We start from the raw sequence: 14686 nt of genomic DNA on the forward strand, positions 1-14686 counted from the left end.
CGAAAACTATATTGCCGCGTCAGCGGGAGGTTCGTCCATGTTCGTAACAGGGAACCGAACGGCCCTCCGGAGCGATCTGGCGGCGGAACGGGGTCGGCCGTGAGCCGGCGATCGCTCGGCGTCGCGGCGTTGGTCGTGCTCTCGGTCGTCGCCGGCGTCGCGGTCCCGGCCGCGGCGGCGAACGCCGACGTGGCGATCGAGTCCGTGGATCTCTCGGTCGACCAGCCTGCCCCCGGCGAGTCGTTCACGCTGACGACGACGCTCGCGAACCTCGAGTCGAGCGCCGGCTCGGTCGAGGTGACCGATATCTACGTCCGGGCGGCCGACAGCAGCAGCGATCTGGCCCGGATCGAGGACGTGGGCTCGATCGCCCGCGGCGACACACGCTCGATCCCGCTGACGATGTCGATCGACGAGCCGGGTGAGAAACGGCTGGTCGTCAACGCCGTCATGCGCGACGAGGCGGGCGAGTTCCACCGCGTGAGCTACCCGCTGTACGTCGACGTGCAGGAGCCCGACGAGGCCGTGATCTCCTTCGCGGGGCTGGATTCGGTCGCCGGCGAGGAGAGTCAGGTCAACGTGACCGTCTCCAACGGCGACGCCGGCGCGCTCTCGAACGTCCGTCTGGAGCTGACCGGGCAGGCCGACGTGGTGAACCCCGAGCGCGTCTCGGCGTCGATCCAGCCCGGAACCCAGACCACCCACACGTTCGCCGCGACGTTCGACGAGCCCGGGAGCCGGGAGCTGGCGGCGCAGCTGACGTACAAAACCGACGAGGGCGTCACACGGACGATCACGCGCAACGTCACCGCCGACGTCGAGCCCGCGAACCTCGACCCGCAGTTGACCGCCACGGCGACGACCGCGAACGGCTCGTCGGTCGTCCGGGCGACGCTGTCGGAGTTCGGCAACGTCGAACTCCGTGACGTGCAGCTTCGGGCCGTGGTCGACGGCGAGACCGTCGCCAGAGCGCGGCTCGCGGACGTGGCCGCCGGCGGGAGTCAGGTCGGCACGCTCGATGGGAGTTCGATTCCGGCGGGTGAGGTGACGGTCGTCGCCGAGTACACCGCGGCCGGGCGGGAGGAGACGACCGAGACGACGCTGTCGTACTCCCCGGCGCCGGCGACCGACATGACCCTGACTGGCGTCGACACGACACGGAGCGGCGACGTAGTGACCGTCAGCGGCGACGCGGCCAACGTCGGCAACCTCGACACGAGTTCGGTCGTGGTGAGCGTCGTGCCGAGCGAGGGCGTCACCCCGGTGAACCCGAACAAGGAGTACTTCGTCGGCCCGGTGGAATCGAGCGAGTTCGCGACGTTCCAGCTCACCGCCAACGTCTCGTCGTCGGTGACGGAGCTCCCGATCCGGATCGAGTACACCGTCGACGGCGAGCGCCTCTCGCGGGTGGCCGAGGTCGACGTGAGCGACACCGCGGCGTCGGGGAACGGGCAGAGCGACTCCAGCGCCCCCGGGTTCTCGCTGCTGCTCGGCGCGCTGGGTGTGCTCCTCGCGGTCGCGCTGGCGGGCGCCTACCGCCGGTACACGGGCTGATGCACGTCATCGAGCTCGACGACGTGGTCAAGCGCTACCAGAGCGGCGAGGAGACCATCGAGGCGCTGAAAGGCGTCGACTTCCACGCCGACCGCGGCGAGATGGTGACGATCATCGGCCCCTCGGGCTCGGGGAAGTCGACGATGCTCAACATGATCGGGCTGCTCGACACGCCCACCGAGGGGAGCGTGAAGCTCGAGAGCCGTGACGTGACGAACTTCACGGAGGACGAGCTCACCGAGGAGCGGCGCAACGGGATCGGGTTCGTGTTCCAGGACTTCCACCTGCTGCCGATGCTGACCGCGGTCGAGAACGTCGAACTGCCGTCGATGTGGGACACCGACGTCGACCGCCACGAGCGCGCGATCGATCTCCTCGAACGCGTGGGGCTGGGTGAGCGACTGGATCACACGCCCAGACAGCTCTCGGGCGGGCAGCAGCAGCGCGTCGCCATCGCGCGGGCGCTGGTGAACGAGCCCGACATCGTGCTCGCCGACGAGCCGACGGGCAACCTCGACCAGGACACCGGGCGGACGATCCTCGACGAACTCACGCGGCTGAAAGAGGAGGAGAACATCGCCATCGTCGCGGTGACCCACGACGAGCAGCTGGTGGAGTACGCGGATCGGATGGTCAACCTCGTCGACGGGGTGATCCAGGAGTGAGCATCGAGGACCGGCTCTGGCGGTTCCCCAGCGCGCTGATGGCGTGGCGCAACCTCGGCCGCAACCGCGCGCGGACGGCGCTCGCGGCGCTGGGGATCGTCATCGGCGTCGTCGCCATCGCGTCGCTGGGGATGGCCGGCGCCTCCATCCAGTACAGCACGAACCAGGAGCTCGGCGGGCTCGCGAACCAGGTCACCGTCACCGCCGGCGAGGACAACCCCGAACCCGCGCTCACGGAGTCGCAGGTCCGGGACATCGAGCGACTGGTGACCGACGCCGACGTGGTCGCTCAGAAGTCGGGGGTGACGACCATCGACGAAGGGGGTGAGTCCGGGCGGGTCAGCGTCACGGGCGTCACCCAGGCCAGCGTGCTGTACGACGCCCAGGCGGGGGAGGCGCCCGACCGCCTGCGCTCTGGCGCGCTGGTGAGCGCCAACGTCGCCGACGAGTACGACCTCGAACTCGGCGATCCCGTGGAGTACGACGGGCAGCTCTACCGGATCCGCGGGATCCTCGAAGCGCAGCAGGGGTTCGGCGGCGGCGCGTCGGTCGTGCTCCCCGTCTCGGCGCTGACCGACCAGGAGTACTACTCGACGGTGACGATCGTCGCCGACGACGGCGCGGCCGCGGAGGCGGTCGCCGACCGCGTGGAGCGGGGGATGAACGGCCGCGAGGAGATCGTGAGCGTCACCACGCTCGCGGCCGTGCAGGAGAGCATCAACTCGCTGACGAACACGCTCAACCTCGCGCTGATCGGGATCGGCTCGATCTCGCTGGTCGTCGCGGCGGTGAGCATCCTCAACGTGATGCTGATGAGCACGATCGAGCGCCGGGGCGAGATCGGCGTGCTGCGGGCGGTCGGGATCCGCCGCGGCGAGGTGCTGCGGATGATCCTGACCGAGGCGGGGCTGCTCGGGGTGATCGGCGGCGCCGTGGGTGCGGTCGTGGCGCTGGGCGTGGGGCTGCTGCTGAACCAGGTGCTGTTCGGCGATCCGACGCTGGTGTTCGAGTGGGCGAGCATGCAGTACCTCCTGTTCGGCTTCGCCTTCGCCGTCGTGGCGAGCCTGCTCAGCGGACTGTATCCGGCGTGGAAGGCGGCCAACGAGCGGCCCGTGGAGACGCTGCGGGGCTGACCCGTCCACTCAGTTCGCGCGCTCGAACTGTGAGAGGAACACGCCGGCTGCGACGAGATACGAGAACAGCCGGACGGACTCGGTGACTGACCGCCTCGTCGCTCGATGGAGTTCGACCAGCGAAACGGCGTCGAGTACGAGTGAGAGTGCAGCGACGCCCAGTCCGACGACGAAGTTGATCACGGCGATGGTGATCCACCCGGCAGCGACGACGACGAGCGCGTAGAGCGCGTATCGGACGATGCGGCGGGTCGGGATCGTCGCTACCTCGGCGCGGATCGTGCCGGTATCCATACGTTCGTCGATAGCGGAGCCGAACAAAAGAGTGTCGACAGCGCCGACCGGGAGCTTCTTCGGGCTGAGCCTCCCAGCGAGGGTATGGAGATCGCCGGGAAGACGCTCCGTCGACGGGTCGTAACCGCGGCCGTGGTGTTCGTCGCGCTGGTGGCGTACGACGTCGTCACGGGTTCGGCGGTGAGTTGGGCGATCAACGCGGTCGTGCCGGTGCTGTTCTTCGTGGTGTCGGTCGCGACTGATGCGGCGCTGCAACGCTGGCTTGATGGTCGGGAGTGAAGTTTGTGGGGTAGGTTGGTTATTTAATCATCCTTACAATATCAAAAGCAGGGCAAAGTGTCTCAATCGAAATCAATAGATAGGAATAACAACAAATCGAGCTGAATGGACAATTCTTTGTCGTCTATCATAAAAGACCTGAAATATATCCTTTTGCTTTGTTTTGTGGCTCTTCCAGCAGCAATAATATCCTTGCTCGCTATTTTAGAGTATCCGGAAATAGCTCTAAGCTTCCTTGTCTTTATATTAGTTTTAGTTGTAATCTTGGTCTATTTTTCTGATGGTTAAAATGCCACTATTATCGACTGCTCATGAGGTTGATTAGTGGTATTCGTGAACAGCACCGCAACCGCGAACGCGACCGCGGAGTGAGCATGACCACTTGTGACCGCAGCCGCGCCGCACAGCCCTCAGGCCTCCCCAACCGACTCACTCCCTCACTGTGTTCGGTCGCTCATCCCTCGCGCGCTCGTTCGCCCACGCAGGGGCTCACGTCGCGCGCCGACAGCGGCGACGGTGTGATAGCGGTGGACGCCTCGAGCTGGCGACCCGTCGCCAGCGCGGGGGGAGGGGTGGGGAATCACGGTCTGTGCCGGGCCTCGTGCCCGGCGCACTGCGGTCACAAGTGGTCTAGCGTCGAGATGCTGTTGCCGTCGCGGTTTCAGTAGCTAACGATCGAGATGCTGTTGCTGTTTGCAGTCCCTATCCCGAAAACCAACGTCCGAGACGCCACTTGCGAAACCAGCCCAACGAAAAACGAATAGCACCTCCAAAAGAATCAGAAGCAGCCGAAGGACTCCGGTTCCAGAAGCGCCCTACTGAATGTCGATCCGGTGGCCCTCACTCTCCCCCATCTTCGGGAGCGTGACCGTCAGCACGCCGTTGGTGTAGCTGGCGCTCGCCCCGTCGGCGTCGACGGCGACGGGGAGGTCGATACGCCGCCGGACGGTCGTCGTCCGGCGCTCGCGCCGGAGGTACTGCTCCTCCTCGTCCTCGTCGGCGGACTCCTCGTGGCTCGCCGCGATCACGAGGTGGTCGCCGTCAAGCGAGAGGTCGATCTCCTCGCGGTCGAACCCCGGGAGGTCGGCGGCGACGACCAGCTCGTCGTCGTGCTCCGAGAGGTCGACGCGGGTCTCCCCCTCGCCGCCCCAGCCGGCGGTCTCGTCGAACCCCGCGAAGCGGTGCATTCGGTCGAACAGGCGGTCGATCTCGTCGAAGCTGTCCGTGCGCATCAGTGATTCACCGGGAGTAGAGAGGCGCTGCGAGGAGATAAGCTCGCGCTGAGTCGTGCTAGCCCGTCGCCGACGCGGCGAACGGCGGGACGAACGACGACGAAAACGGCCGAGTTAACTGACTTCGATGTCGACGCCGTCGTCGCCGCCGACTTTCGGCAGTTCGATCGTGAGCACGCCGTTCTCGTAGCTCGCCGACGCCTCGCGCTCCTGGACGTCCGTCGGGAGGGTCACCGTGCGACTGACCGAGTGCTGGGTGCGCTCGCGGCGGTAGTAGTGGGTGTCCTCGTCCTCTTCCTCGGACTCGACGTGGCGCTCGGCCGCGATGCGGAGCTGGCGGTCGCTGACCGACACGTCGATGTCGTCGGGCTCGAAACCGGGCACGTCCGCGACGACGACGAGCTCGTCGTCGGCGTCGGCCACGTCGACCCGGATGCCGCCACCGGCGACGCCCTCGAACTCGCCGCTCAGGTCGGCGAAGCCGGAGTTCAGCTGCTCGAACAGTTCCTCGATCTCCTTGAAGGGGTCGCGGCGTCCGCTCATACCCGGGAGAAGGTGCTTCGGAGGGTTAGGGCTGTCGCCGGGACGGCCGATTCCGCCGCAGTCAGTCGGTTTCCTACCCGACGACGTGGCTGGTGTCGTAGGAGCCCAGCCGACGGACCCATCCCTCCTCGCAGACGGCTTCGACCTTTTCGAGCGCCTCCTGCGTGCGGGCCTCGTACAGCCCCGCCTCGATGTCGAAGTGGAAGCAGTAGTCGCCGAGTCGGCGGCCGCTGGGCCGGGACTCGATCCGGGTGAGGTTGATGTCCCGGTCGGCGAACGCCTCCAGCAGTTCGAGCAGCAGGCCGGGGTAGTTCGCGCCGGGGTAGGCGACGATGCTGGTCTTCCCGCCCGCCTCGGAGCGCTCGCTCTCGGGCGCGACGACGAGGAACCGGGTGGCGTTGGAGTCCCGGTCCTGGATGTTCTCGGCGATGCGCTGGAGCGTGCTGTCACTGTCCTCGCCGGCTCCCTGTGCCGGCGAGCCTGCGTTCGCAGGATGCCCGATCGCCCCCACGCTGGGGTCCTCGCGGGCGCGCTCGACGCCGCGGGCGGTCGACGCCACCGCCTCCTGGTCCACGTCGGGGTAGTGCTCGGCGAGGTACTCCCGGCACTGCGCCAGCGCCTGTGGGTGGGAGGCGACGGTGTCGAACTCCGGCCCCTGTGCGAGGAGAGCGTGCTGGATCGGGGAGACGATCTCCTGGACGACGCTGACGTCCCGCTCGGCCAGCGCGTCGAGGCTCTCGTCGACGGAGCCCTCGATGCTGTTCTCGACGGGGACGACGCCGCGGTCGAACTCCCCGTCGGCGACGGCCGCGACGATCTCCGTCACCGACTCCCGGAAGCTGACCCCCCCGTCGTCGGCGATCGATCCCGCCGCGCGATGGGAGTACGTCCCCGCCGGACCCAGCGTGACGACTTGCATACCCCGGCGTTTGCGAGGGGCGGAGAAAAACGCGTCGGCGGCGCCGACTTACAGGCCGACGATGTCGTCGAGTTCGACCGCCTCGATTCGCCCGTCACAGATCGCACACTCGTCGACGTGTGACGGGGCATGACCACCCTCCATGTGGAGGTTGCCGCACTCTGTGCATACCTCGAAATCAGCGTCGAGCATGCGCGAGGCGGTACTAGCCTGTCACAGGAGAACTTTGTGGCGGAAACGGGGCCGCAGTCGCCCATCACCGCGGTGTCGCCCGCACCACCACGGTTGGCGGTCACCGTGGTGTCGCTCTCACCACCACGGTTGTCCATCACCGCGGTGTCGCGCTCACCCCCGCGGTTGACCGTCACCGCGGGGTCGCCCTCGTCGCCGTCGCTTTGAACGACGCCACCACCTCGCGACCGGGTTCGAGACCGAGGCGGTCGCGGCTCTCCTCGGTCACGAGCGCGACCAACGACGCGTCGGCACCCACGTCGACCGAGACGCGGGAGACCGACTCCCCCCGATCCACCTCGACGACCTCGCCCGAGAAGCGGTTGCGCGCGCTCGTCGCGTCGCCGGTCGGCGTGTTCGCGGGGTCGTGCAGCGTCACCGCGTCGGCCCGCAGCACCACCTCGACCGCGTCGGCGTCGGGCGGGACGAGCGCGCGGACCGTCCCCGCAACGGTCTCGACGGTGCCGAGCTCGCCGGCGCGGTCGATCACGTCGCCGTCGAGCACCGTCTCGGTGGTCTCCGCGATGGCGCTGTACCCCGCGCGGAGGCGATCGAACGCCGCCAGCAGCTCGCCGGCGCGGTCGGTGAGGGTGCTCCCCCCGCCGCCGCTGCCGCCGCGCTGGCGCTCGACCAACGAGCCGAACGCGTCCTCCAGCTCCGTGAGCCGGTCGTGCGCACGGGAGTACGACCGCCCCAACGCCGACGCCGCGGCGTTGAGCGACCCGGCCTCGTCGACCGCCCGCAGTAACTCGGCGTCGCGCTCGCCGAACGCCACCCCGTCGGCCCGGAGCGTGGCGTCGAACCCTGCGTCCATACCGCCTCTCGGGCGGCGTGGGGCAAAACGGTTCCCCACCGCGCGAGGTTTTGATGCGTCTAAAAATAGAGTGAGAGGGTAATAACTATGTAGTTGGACGGCCCACGGTACGACAAGAAGACCCATGTTCGACACAGACACTGGGCCGCCGTCACGGGCGGTCCGAACCGGGGGTGGTGATCCGTGATACCGCTCCAGGTGCCGCCCGACCTGTTCGGTCCCGTCGTCCGCGAGGCGCTCAACATCCTGATCGGCTCCTGGCGCGAGGGGTTCGTGCAGGTCTCCGGCTTCGTCGGCGCGACCATCCTGCTGTTCAGCCTCGTGCAGTACCGCTTCGACGGGAAGCTGACCGAACTGCTGCAGGAACACGAGCGCGCCCAGCCGCTGGTCGGCGGGCTGCTCGGGCTGACGCCGGGCTGTGGCGGCGCGATCATCGCGATGCCGCTGTACATCCGCGGCACCGTCAGCTTCGGCACCGTCGTCGCCGCGCTGGGGGCGACCGCGGGCGACTCCGCGTTCATCATCCTCGCGCTCGCGCCCGAGGCGGCGATCTACGCCTACGGGCTCGCCTTCATCGCCTCGGTGCTGTTCGGCTACGCGATCGATCTCTGGGGGCTCGGCGTCGGCCGCGTCGACCGCGCGGTCGAGCGCGTGAGCCGGCCGGTCACCGACGGCGGTTTCGCGACCACCAGCGTCGCCGACGGTGGCCCGAGCGTCCCCGAGTACGAGCGGCCCGACCACGATCACGGTGACGGCGGCCGCCTACCGGGCTACCTGCCCGACTCCGCGCTGCTCGAGCGGATCAGCCACGGGATCCACGTCCTCTGGTGGGTCGTCCTCGCGGGCGCGCTGGTCGCCGGCACGATGTACCTCGCCAAGGGCGCCGTGGAGCCGGCGTGGGCGGTCGGATTCAGCTACGACGGCCTGTTCACCATCGCCGGCCTGCTGGGCACCACGCTGTCGTTCTACCTCTACTTCGTGGGGCGACACTACATCGGCGAGGGCGACACGGGCCGGCTCCGGGACACGTTCGCCAGTCTGTACAAGACGTTCCAGCACGCCGCGATGGAGACCGCGATGGTGACCGTCTGGGTGATCGCGGGCTACCTGCTGTACGAGTACGGGATGGCGATCTTCGCGTTCGACATCCAGTCGCTCGCGAGCTCCGCGGGCGTGATGACGCCGATCTTCGGCGCGCTGCTCGGGCTGATCCCCGGCTGTGCCGCCCACATCGTGTTCGCCCAGCTGTACGCGATCGAGGAGGCGGTGCCGTTCTCGGCGCTCGCGGCCAACGCGGTCAGCCAGGACGGCGATGCGCTGTTCCCGCTGATGGCGATCGACCTGAAAGCCGCCATCATCGCCACCATCTACACCACGGTGCCGGCGGTGTTGATCGGCGTCGGCCTCCACTACTTCTGGCCGTACGCGCAGTACGGCTTCGGGGTGGTGGGCTGAATGTACGAGCGGCTGCTCGTCCCGTTCGACGGCAGCGAGCACGCGACCGCGGCGCTCGAACACGCCCTCGAACTGGCGGCGACTCACGACGCCACGGTCCACGCGCTCTACGTCGTCGACACGACGACCAGCCCGCTCGTGGTCTCGAAGGACGACGTCCGGGACGCGCTGCGCGAGGTCGGCGAGGACGCCGCCGGCAAGGCGTTCGCCGAGGCGGAGGCGCTCGCCGAGGAGTACGGCGTCGATCTGGCGACGGAGCTCCGGGAGGGCGATCCCGAGGACCAGATCCTCGCCACGATCACCGACCTCGACGTCGATCTGGTCGTGATGGGAACCCACGGCCACGAGGGGATCTCGCGCCTACTGGGCAGCGTCACCGAGCGCGTTATCCGGGAGTCGCCGGTACCGGTGCTGACGGTGCGCGACGAGGGGGAGTAAGCGGTGTTCTGCGCTACCGAAAGCTACTCGATCAGCACAGTTTCACCGCAAGTAGGGCAGGTAGGCTCCTTTTCTCCGTTTTCGAGGTCGGACTGTTGTCCAGTCCATCCACAGACTGGACACTGTACTGGGTTAGGTCCAGGCACAGGACATGGACACCCCGCTTTGCCAAGCCAAAAGGCGTGGCGTCTGCAGGAGTCGAAGACCGATCAACGAGCGAGTATGGGAACTGTTCGGTGCTGTAGTCGAGGTAGTTGTTGCTCGGACTGTGTGTAGGTAAGCGATGACTCCTCCGGTCGTTCGTCCACGAACCCCCGTGGTACCACGACCCGCGCAAGCGTTATCCCCGAATGGGCTGTACGTTTGTTTGCAATGGCAAACGGTACGGTTGATTTCTTCAACGACACGGGCGGCTACGGTTTCATCACGACTGAGGACGCGGACGACGACGTGTTCTTCCACATGGAAGACATCGGCGGCGCCGACCTCGAAGAGGGTGAAGAGGTAGAATTCGACATCGAACAGGCCGACAAGGGCCCCCGCGCGACGAACCTCGTCCGCAACTAACGGTTTCTCAGTCGCCTCACGGCGACGGTCCGTTCTCACTTCGACCAGCGATAGCGTCGGCCCGGTTTCGGCGTTCGGTACTGTCACCCCCAGTTTATCGACGGATTAGTACCAGTATCCGACACACAGCCGGAGGCTTTACTCCCCACCGAACGCAGGCTCACCCGTGAGCGAGAACGCGTTCGCAGCGCTGGGCAACGAACACCGGATCGATATCCTGCGGACGCTCGTCGTCGCCGTCGAGAACGAAGAGTCGGGGGTTCCGTTCACCGAACTCTACGATCGGACCGACATCGACAGCAGCTCGCAGTTCTCCTACCACCTCGATCGGTTGAGGAACGAGTTCGTCCGCGAGGTCGACGGCGAGTACCGTCCCACGAGCGCGGGCGAACGGGTCGTTCGAGCGATCCGCGCGGGGATGTACACCGAAACCCCGTCGTTCGATCCCGTGACCGTCGACGGACTGTGTCCGGCGTGTGAATCGACGACGCTCCGGGCGGCGTACACCGATCCCCACCTCCAGGTCGCGTGCAGCGACTGCGGGGCGACCGTCGTGACCTACGATCTCTCGCCCGCCGAAGCCGAGGGGCGGACCGAGATCGAGACGCTGCGAGCGTGCAACCGTCGGGCGCTTCGGGAGTACCGTACCGCGATCGCCGGCTCCTGTCCGACCTGCAACGGGCTGACGACGGTGGCGATCGAGGCGGGGCCCGACGACGGCTACGCCTGCGTCGCGACGTGTTCCCAGTGTGATCTCCGGCTGTTCGCGCCGGTCGAACTGCCGCTGTTCGGCCACCCGGCGGTCGTCTCGTTCTACTGGGAACACGGCGTCGACGTGACCGAACTGCCGCTCTGGCGGCTCCCGGAGTTCATCGGCGACGCCGAGTGTCATGTCTGCGACGACGATCCGCTCGCACTCGATATCACACTCCACCACGCCGATACGTCGCTGACCGCACGGATCGACGCCGATGGCACTGTCTCGGTCGACGACCGCTCGCTCAAGAACACTTGAGTAACGCGGCTGTCAAAACATCAAATTATTGATAAACTATAACCGCCAGGGGCGCCAGCGCCGGGTATGGAGCGACCAGACACGGCGGAGCGGTCGAGCGAACGGGGTGAGCGGTGATGGCGGCGGTCGAAACGCGAGGACTGACCAAGCGCTACGGGGCGGACGTCTACGCCGTCGACGATCTGGATCTGACCGTGGAGACGGGCGAGGTGTTCGGGTTCCTCGGTCCCAACGGCGCGGGGAAGTCGACGACCATCGACGTGCTGCTGGACTACGTCCGGCCGACCGCCGGGACGGCGACGGTACTGGGCTACGACGCGCAGTCCGAGGCCGGCGCGGTCCACGAGCGGGTGGGTGTGCTTCCCGACGGGTACAGCCTCTACGACCGCCTCTCCGGGCGGGAGCATCTGGTGTACGCGATCGACCTCAAGGACGCCGACGACGACCCGGACGAACTGCTCCGGCGTGTGGGGTTGGACGAGACAGCCGGACAGCGGCGGGCAGGCGCCTACTCGAAGGGGATGCGCCAGCGCCTCGCGCTCGGGATCGCGCTCGTGGGTGACCCGGAACTGCTGATCCTCGACGAGCCCTCGTCCGGGCTGGATCCCGACGGCATCCGTGATATCAGGGAGATCACGCGGGACCACGCCGAGTCGGGCGGCACGGTGTTCTTCTCGAGCCACGTGCTGAGTCAGGTCGAGGCGGTCTGTGACCGAGTAGGGATCCTCAATCGCGGGCGGCTGGTCGCGACCGACACGATCGACGGGTTGCGGGAGACCCTCGGCACCGGTGCGACGCTCAGCGTCACCGTCGACGCGCCGCCGACGGATCTCGACGTGGGCGCGATCGAAGGGGTCTCCGCGGTGACCATCGAGGGGAACACGATTACCGCGACCTGCACCGACCCGACGGCCAAACTCCGGGTGCTCGACGCGGTTCGCGACAGTGACGCCGAACTGCTCGATTTCGAGGCCCGCGAGGCGTCGCTCGAGGATCTGTTCCGGGCGTACGTCCACCCGGAGGTGGATCAATGAACGCGCTCGTGATCGCTCGGAAGGAGTTCGACGACGCACTGCGCTCGCGGCTGCTCTGGGCGCTCGTCGGGTTCGTCGCGCTGTTCGCCGCCGGGACGATGGGGGTGCCGCTGCTGGTGCCGGCGCTGGATTCCGACCCGTTGCAGGGACTCGGTGCCGCCAGCGAGTTCGCCGCGATTCTCGTGCCGATCGTCGCACTGGTCGCCGCCTACCTCGCGCTCGCCGGCGAGCGGGAGTCGGGCAGCCTCCGGATCCTGTTGGGGCTGGAACCGGATCGGCGGACGATCGTCCTCGGGAAGTTCCTCGGCCGAGGGGCCGTCGTCGCGCTGGGCGTCGGCACCGGGTTTCTGCTTGCCGGTGCCGTCGGCTGGGCGCTGTACGGCGGCCTCCCGTTGGTCGCGTTCCTCGCGGTGACGGTACTGACGGCCGGCCTCGGCGTCGCCTTCGTCGGCATCGCGGTCGGGATCTCGGCGGCGACGCCGACGCGGTCCCGGGCGATGACCGTCGGGATCGCCGCGTATCTCGGCCTGACGCTGCTCTGGGATCTGCTGCCGCAGGGGATCCACCTCGCGATCGTCGGCTCGCCTCCGGGTGTGTCGGTGCCAGGGTGGTTCGTGTTCCTACAGGGGCTCAGCCCGTCGGGCGCTTACAGCGCGCTCGTGATGGCAGCCATCTCCGTGACGAGCGGGGAGTACCCGGGGATCGCCGCGAACGTCGCACCGCCCGCCCCAGTGTACGTCGAGTGGTGGGTGTTCGCCGCGATCCTGCTCGTGTGGACAGTCGTGCCGTTGCTGGTCGGCGGTGCACTGTTCGTTCGGACGGACCTGAACTGATGAGAGAGCGACGGCCGAAAACCGACTCAGGTACCGGCAGCCGACCGGGATCGCCCGCGGCGTCGGGCCAGCCACCCGCCGACGTGAGCGCCAAGCGCGCCCAGCAGGATCGAGAGCGCCAGTCCGAACACCGCGAAGGCGACGCTCCCGACGGCGGCGGCGACGAGAAACCACGTCGGTCCGGTCAGTTCGGGCACCAGCATGACCATCTCCGCGACGATCCAGAAAACCGCCAGCCCGCCGACGAAGCCGGTCCGGACGCCGACGCGGTCGGCGTTACCGGTCAGGTAGCCGGCGATCAGTCCCGCGATCACGACGGGCCAGAGCGACATCGTCGAGTCGGACTGCAAGTAGCTCACGATCGAGAACGGGATCGAGACGCCGCCGAGGAACAGCGGAACGCGCCAGTCCGAGGGGACAGAGGGGAGTGCGGGGGACACAGCGGCCGTTCGTGTCGGAGAACGATAACTCTCCTGCAACGGTTCACGCCCGGAGACCGACTCAACAGAGGTCGACGAAGTTCTTCAGGATCGTGAGCCCGGTTTCGCCGCTCTTCTCGGGGTGGAACTGCGTGCCGAACACCGTGCCGTCGTCGTTGGCGACGATCGCCGGGAACGTCACGTCGTAGGCGGTCTCGGCGACGATCGCGTGGTCGTCCTCCGGGTCCGCGTAGTAAGAGTGGACGAAGTAGGCGTAGTCGCCGTCGACGGCGCCGCCGCGGCCGCCCTCGACGCCGGTGACGAGCGGGTGGTCGCGCACCACGTCGAGCTCGTTCCAGCCCATGTGGGGCACCTTCTGGTCGCCGCGGAAGCGGACGTTGGTTCCCGGAACGAGCCCCAGCCCCTCGACGGCGCCCTGCCCCTCGTGGTCGGCCTCCTCGCTCTCGGAGAGCAGCATCTGCATCCCGAGACAGATGCCGAACAGGGGGCGGTCAGAGGCCGCGACGTCCGCGAGCGCGTCGCGGTACGGGTCGGCGTTCTCCATCCCCTCGCGGAACGCGCCGACGCCAGGCAGCACCACGCCGTCGGCGTCGTCGAACCGTTCGGGGTCGTCCGAGATCGTCACCGACGCGCCTGCCCGCTCCAGCCCCTTCGTGACGCTGCGGAGGTTGCCGAGCCCGTAGTCGACGACGACCACGTCGGCGTGGGTGTCCATACGCGAGCCTGCGGTTCCGGCGCTCAAGTGACTTTCCGTCGCGGCGACGCGGAACCCTCAAGTCGCCGATGAGTGAACGTCGGGAGGATGGAGCCGCGAACGCTCGGCCTGCTCGGCCTGATCGGCGCTCTCGTCGGCTTTCGACTGCTCGATCGCCGACTGGACGAGCGGCCGTCGGGGCTGCTGACTCTCGGTGTCGCCGTCGTCGGCGGGGCGCTCCTGCTCACGTTCGCTCCCGACGCGCTGAACGCCGAACTAGCCGTCTCGGTGCTGCTGCTCGGCCTGCTCGGGGCCGCACAGGTCGTCGGGAGCGACGTCTCGGTGCCGACACGGGCGTTCGGCGCGCTCGCCGTGGCGGTCGCCGCCGGCATGGCCGTCCTCGATCTGACGCTGTTCGACAGCGGGCGCTCGCTGATCGGCGCCACCCTGATCGGCCTGCTGGGGCTGTGCTGTCTGGGCTGGCCGGGTGCCGTCGAGCGTGTGGGCGGGACCGACGAGTAGCATTTGATAGTGTCACAGACTCGC

19 protein-coding genes are annotated in these 14686 nt (G+C 67.8%); 11 read left to right on the top strand and 8 right to left on the bottom strand.

Annotated features, from left to right (window positions below; all coding sequences use genetic code 11):
- The first annotated feature begins 99 nt into the window (after positions 1–99).
- From B4589_RS08670 to B4589_RS08680, 3 genes are read left to right on the top strand one after another with little or no spacing between them, the layout of a single operon-like run.
- Positions 100–1554, top strand: a complete 1455-nt coding sequence (locus B4589_RS08670; protein WP_079233899.1) for a hypothetical protein — start codon at positions 100–102, stop codon at positions 1552–1554.
- Positions 1554–2219 (top strand): ABC transporter ATP-binding protein, encoded by a 666-nt coding sequence (locus B4589_RS08675; RefSeq protein ID WP_079233900.1) that lies wholly within the window; start codon positions 1554–1556, stop codon positions 2217–2219. Before B4589_RS08670 ends, B4589_RS08675 begins: the two co-directional genes overlap by 1 nt.
- Positions 2216–3352, top strand: coding sequence for an ABC transporter permease (locus tag B4589_RS08680; protein ID WP_176330516.1), 1137 nt, complete (start codon positions 2216–2218; stop codon positions 3350–3352). The genes B4589_RS08675 and B4589_RS08680 overlap by 4 nt, the downstream gene beginning before the upstream one ends.
- A gap of 9 nt (positions 3353–3361) precedes the next feature.
- On the opposite strand, the gene B4589_RS08685 is transcribed toward B4589_RS08680, so the two are convergent.
- Positions 3362–3646, bottom strand: coding sequence for a hypothetical protein (locus B4589_RS08685; protein ID WP_079233901.1), 285 nt, complete (start codon positions 3644–3646; stop codon positions 3362–3364).
- Positions 3647–3730: 84 nt separating this feature from the next.
- Between B4589_RS08685 and B4589_RS08690 the strand changes: the two genes are divergently transcribed.
- A complete protein-coding gene (locus B4589_RS08690) occupies positions 3731–3925 on the top strand; it encodes a hypothetical protein (RefSeq protein WP_079233902.1) in 195 nt (64 codons plus the stop codon).
- A gap of 815 nt (positions 3926–4740) precedes the next feature.
- On the opposite strand, the gene B4589_RS08695 is transcribed toward B4589_RS08690, so the two are convergent.
- The 5 genes from B4589_RS08695 to B4589_RS08715 form a co-directional block, all read right to left on the bottom strand.
- Positions 4741–5157 (bottom strand): Hsp20/alpha crystallin family protein, encoded by a 417-nt coding sequence (locus B4589_RS08695; protein ID WP_079233903.1) that lies wholly within the window; start codon positions 5155–5157, stop codon positions 4741–4743.
- A gap of 114 nt (positions 5158–5271) precedes the next feature.
- Positions 5272–5700, bottom strand: coding sequence for an Hsp20/alpha crystallin family protein (locus tag B4589_RS08700; protein ID WP_079233904.1), 429 nt, complete (start codon positions 5698–5700; stop codon positions 5272–5274).
- A 73-nt stretch (positions 5701–5773) separates the two neighbouring features.
- A complete protein-coding gene (gene pheA / locus B4589_RS08705) occupies positions 5774–6619 on the bottom strand; it encodes a prephenate dehydratase (protein WP_079233905.1) in 846 nt (281 codons plus the stop codon).
- Between the two features lie 48 nt (positions 6620–6667).
- Positions 6668–6811: a hypothetical protein gene (locus B4589_RS08710; RefSeq protein WP_176330517.1), complete on the bottom strand. Its 144-nt coding sequence runs from the start codon at positions 6809–6811 to the stop codon at positions 6668–6670.
- Positions 6812–6983: 172 nt separating this feature from the next.
- A complete protein-coding gene (locus B4589_RS08715) occupies positions 6984–7664 on the bottom strand; it encodes a TOBE domain-containing protein (protein WP_079233906.1) in 681 nt (226 codons plus the stop codon).
- A 183-nt stretch (positions 7665–7847) separates the two neighbouring features.
- Between B4589_RS08715 and B4589_RS08720 the strand changes: the two genes are divergently transcribed.
- From B4589_RS08720 to B4589_RS08745, 6 genes are all read left to right on the top strand, one after another.
- Positions 7848–9119 (top strand): putative manganese transporter, encoded by a 1272-nt coding sequence (locus B4589_RS08720; RefSeq protein ID WP_255246060.1) that lies wholly within the window; start codon positions 7848–7850, stop codon positions 9117–9119.
- Positions 9120–9557 carry a universal stress protein gene (locus B4589_RS08725; RefSeq protein ID WP_079233907.1) on the top strand — a complete coding sequence of 146 codons (438 nt, stop codon included), beginning with the start codon at positions 9120–9122 and terminating at the stop codon, positions 9555–9557.
- Positions 9558–9929: 372 nt separating this feature from the next.
- Positions 9930–10124, top strand: coding sequence for a cold-shock protein (locus tag B4589_RS08730; RefSeq protein ID WP_079233908.1), 195 nt, complete (start codon positions 9930–9932; stop codon positions 10122–10124).
- A gap of 166 nt (positions 10125–10290) precedes the next feature.
- Positions 10291–11139 (top strand): helix-turn-helix domain-containing protein, encoded by an 849-nt coding sequence (locus B4589_RS08735; protein WP_079233909.1) that lies wholly within the window; start codon positions 10291–10293, stop codon positions 11137–11139.
- A 116-nt stretch (positions 11140–11255) separates the two neighbouring features.
- Positions 11256–12173: an ABC transporter ATP-binding protein gene (locus tag B4589_RS08740; RefSeq protein ID WP_079233910.1), complete on the top strand. Its 918-nt coding sequence runs from the start codon at positions 11256–11258 to the stop codon at positions 12171–12173.
- Positions 12170–13006 carry an ABC transporter permease subunit gene (locus tag B4589_RS08745; RefSeq protein ID WP_079233911.1) on the top strand — a complete coding sequence of 279 codons (837 nt, stop codon included), beginning with the start codon at positions 12170–12172 and terminating at the stop codon, positions 13004–13006. Before B4589_RS08740 ends, B4589_RS08745 begins: the two co-directional genes overlap by 4 nt.
- Before the next feature lie 26 nt (positions 13007–13032).
- Here the strand turns inward: B4589_RS08745 and B4589_RS08750 are convergent, their stop codons facing one another.
- A complete protein-coding gene (locus tag B4589_RS08750) occupies positions 13033–13446 on the bottom strand; it encodes a DUF5518 domain-containing protein (protein WP_079233912.1) in 414 nt (137 codons plus the stop codon).
- Positions 13447–13507: 61 nt separating this feature from the next.
- Entirely contained in the window at positions 13508–14161 is a 654-nt protein-coding gene (gene hisH / locus B4589_RS08755; protein WP_079233913.1) for an imidazole glycerol phosphate synthase subunit HisH, read from the bottom strand.
- An 87-nt stretch (positions 14162–14248) separates the two neighbouring features.
- On the opposite strand from hisH, the gene B4589_RS08760 reads away from it, so the two are divergent.
- Positions 14249–14662 carry a hypothetical protein gene (locus B4589_RS08760; protein WP_079233914.1) on the top strand — a complete coding sequence of 138 codons (414 nt, stop codon included), beginning with the start codon at positions 14249–14251 and terminating at the stop codon, positions 14660–14662.
- The last annotated feature ends 24 nt before the right edge of the window (positions 14663–14686 follow it).

Source organism: Halolamina sp. CBA1230, assembly GCF_002025255.2.
Lineage (GTDB): Archaea > Halobacteriota > Halobacteria > Halobacteriales > Haloferacaceae > Halolamina.

Excerpts from the sequence above, each read along its gene's own strand:
- B4589_RS08675 (WP_079233900.1), top strand. The coding sequence starts at position 1,554 with ATGCACGTCATCGAGCTCGACGACGTGGTCAAGCGCTACCAGAGCGGC.
- B4589_RS08685 (WP_079233901.1), bottom strand. The coding sequence starts at position 3,646 with ATGGATACCGGCACGATCCGCGCCGAGGTAGCGACGATCCCGACCCGC.
- B4589_RS08690 (WP_079233902.1), top strand. The coding sequence starts at position 3,731 with ATGGAGATCGCCGGGAAGACGCTCCGTCGACGGGTCGTAACCGCGGCC.
- B4589_RS08695 (WP_079233903.1), bottom strand. The coding sequence starts at position 5,157 with ATGCGCACGGACAGCTTCGACGAGATCGACCGCCTGTTCGACCGAATG.
- B4589_RS08700 (WP_079233904.1), bottom strand. The coding sequence starts at position 5,700 with ATGAGCGGACGCCGCGACCCCTTCAAGGAGATCGAGGAACTGTTCGAG.
- pheA (WP_079233905.1), bottom strand. The coding sequence starts at position 6,619 with ATGCAAGTCGTCACGCTGGGTCCGGCGGGGACGTACTCCCATCGCGCG.
- B4589_RS08710 (WP_176330517.1), bottom strand. The coding sequence starts at position 6,811 with ATGCTCGACGCTGATTTCGAGGTATGCACAGAGTGCGGCAACCTCCAC.
- B4589_RS08715 (WP_079233906.1), bottom strand. The coding sequence starts at position 7,664 with ATGGACGCAGGGTTCGACGCCACGCTCCGGGCCGACGGGGTGGCGTTC.
- B4589_RS08725 (WP_079233907.1), top strand. The coding sequence starts at position 9,120 with ATGTACGAGCGGCTGCTCGTCCCGTTCGACGGCAGCGAGCACGCGACC.
- B4589_RS08730 (WP_079233908.1), top strand. The coding sequence starts at position 9,930 with ATGGCAAACGGTACGGTTGATTTCTTCAACGACACGGGCGGCTACGGT.
- B4589_RS08740 (WP_079233910.1), top strand. The coding sequence starts at position 11,256 with ATGGCGGCGGTCGAAACGCGAGGACTGACCAAGCGCTACGGGGCGGAC.
- B4589_RS08745 (WP_079233911.1), top strand. The coding sequence starts at position 12,170 with ATGAACGCGCTCGTGATCGCTCGGAAGGAGTTCGACGACGCACTGCGC.
- hisH (WP_079233913.1), bottom strand. The coding sequence starts at position 14,161 with ATGGACACCCACGCCGACGTGGTCGTCGTCGACTACGGGCTCGGCAAC.
- B4589_RS08760 (WP_079233914.1), top strand. The coding sequence starts at position 14,249 with ATGGAGCCGCGAACGCTCGGCCTGCTCGGCCTGATCGGCGCTCTCGTC.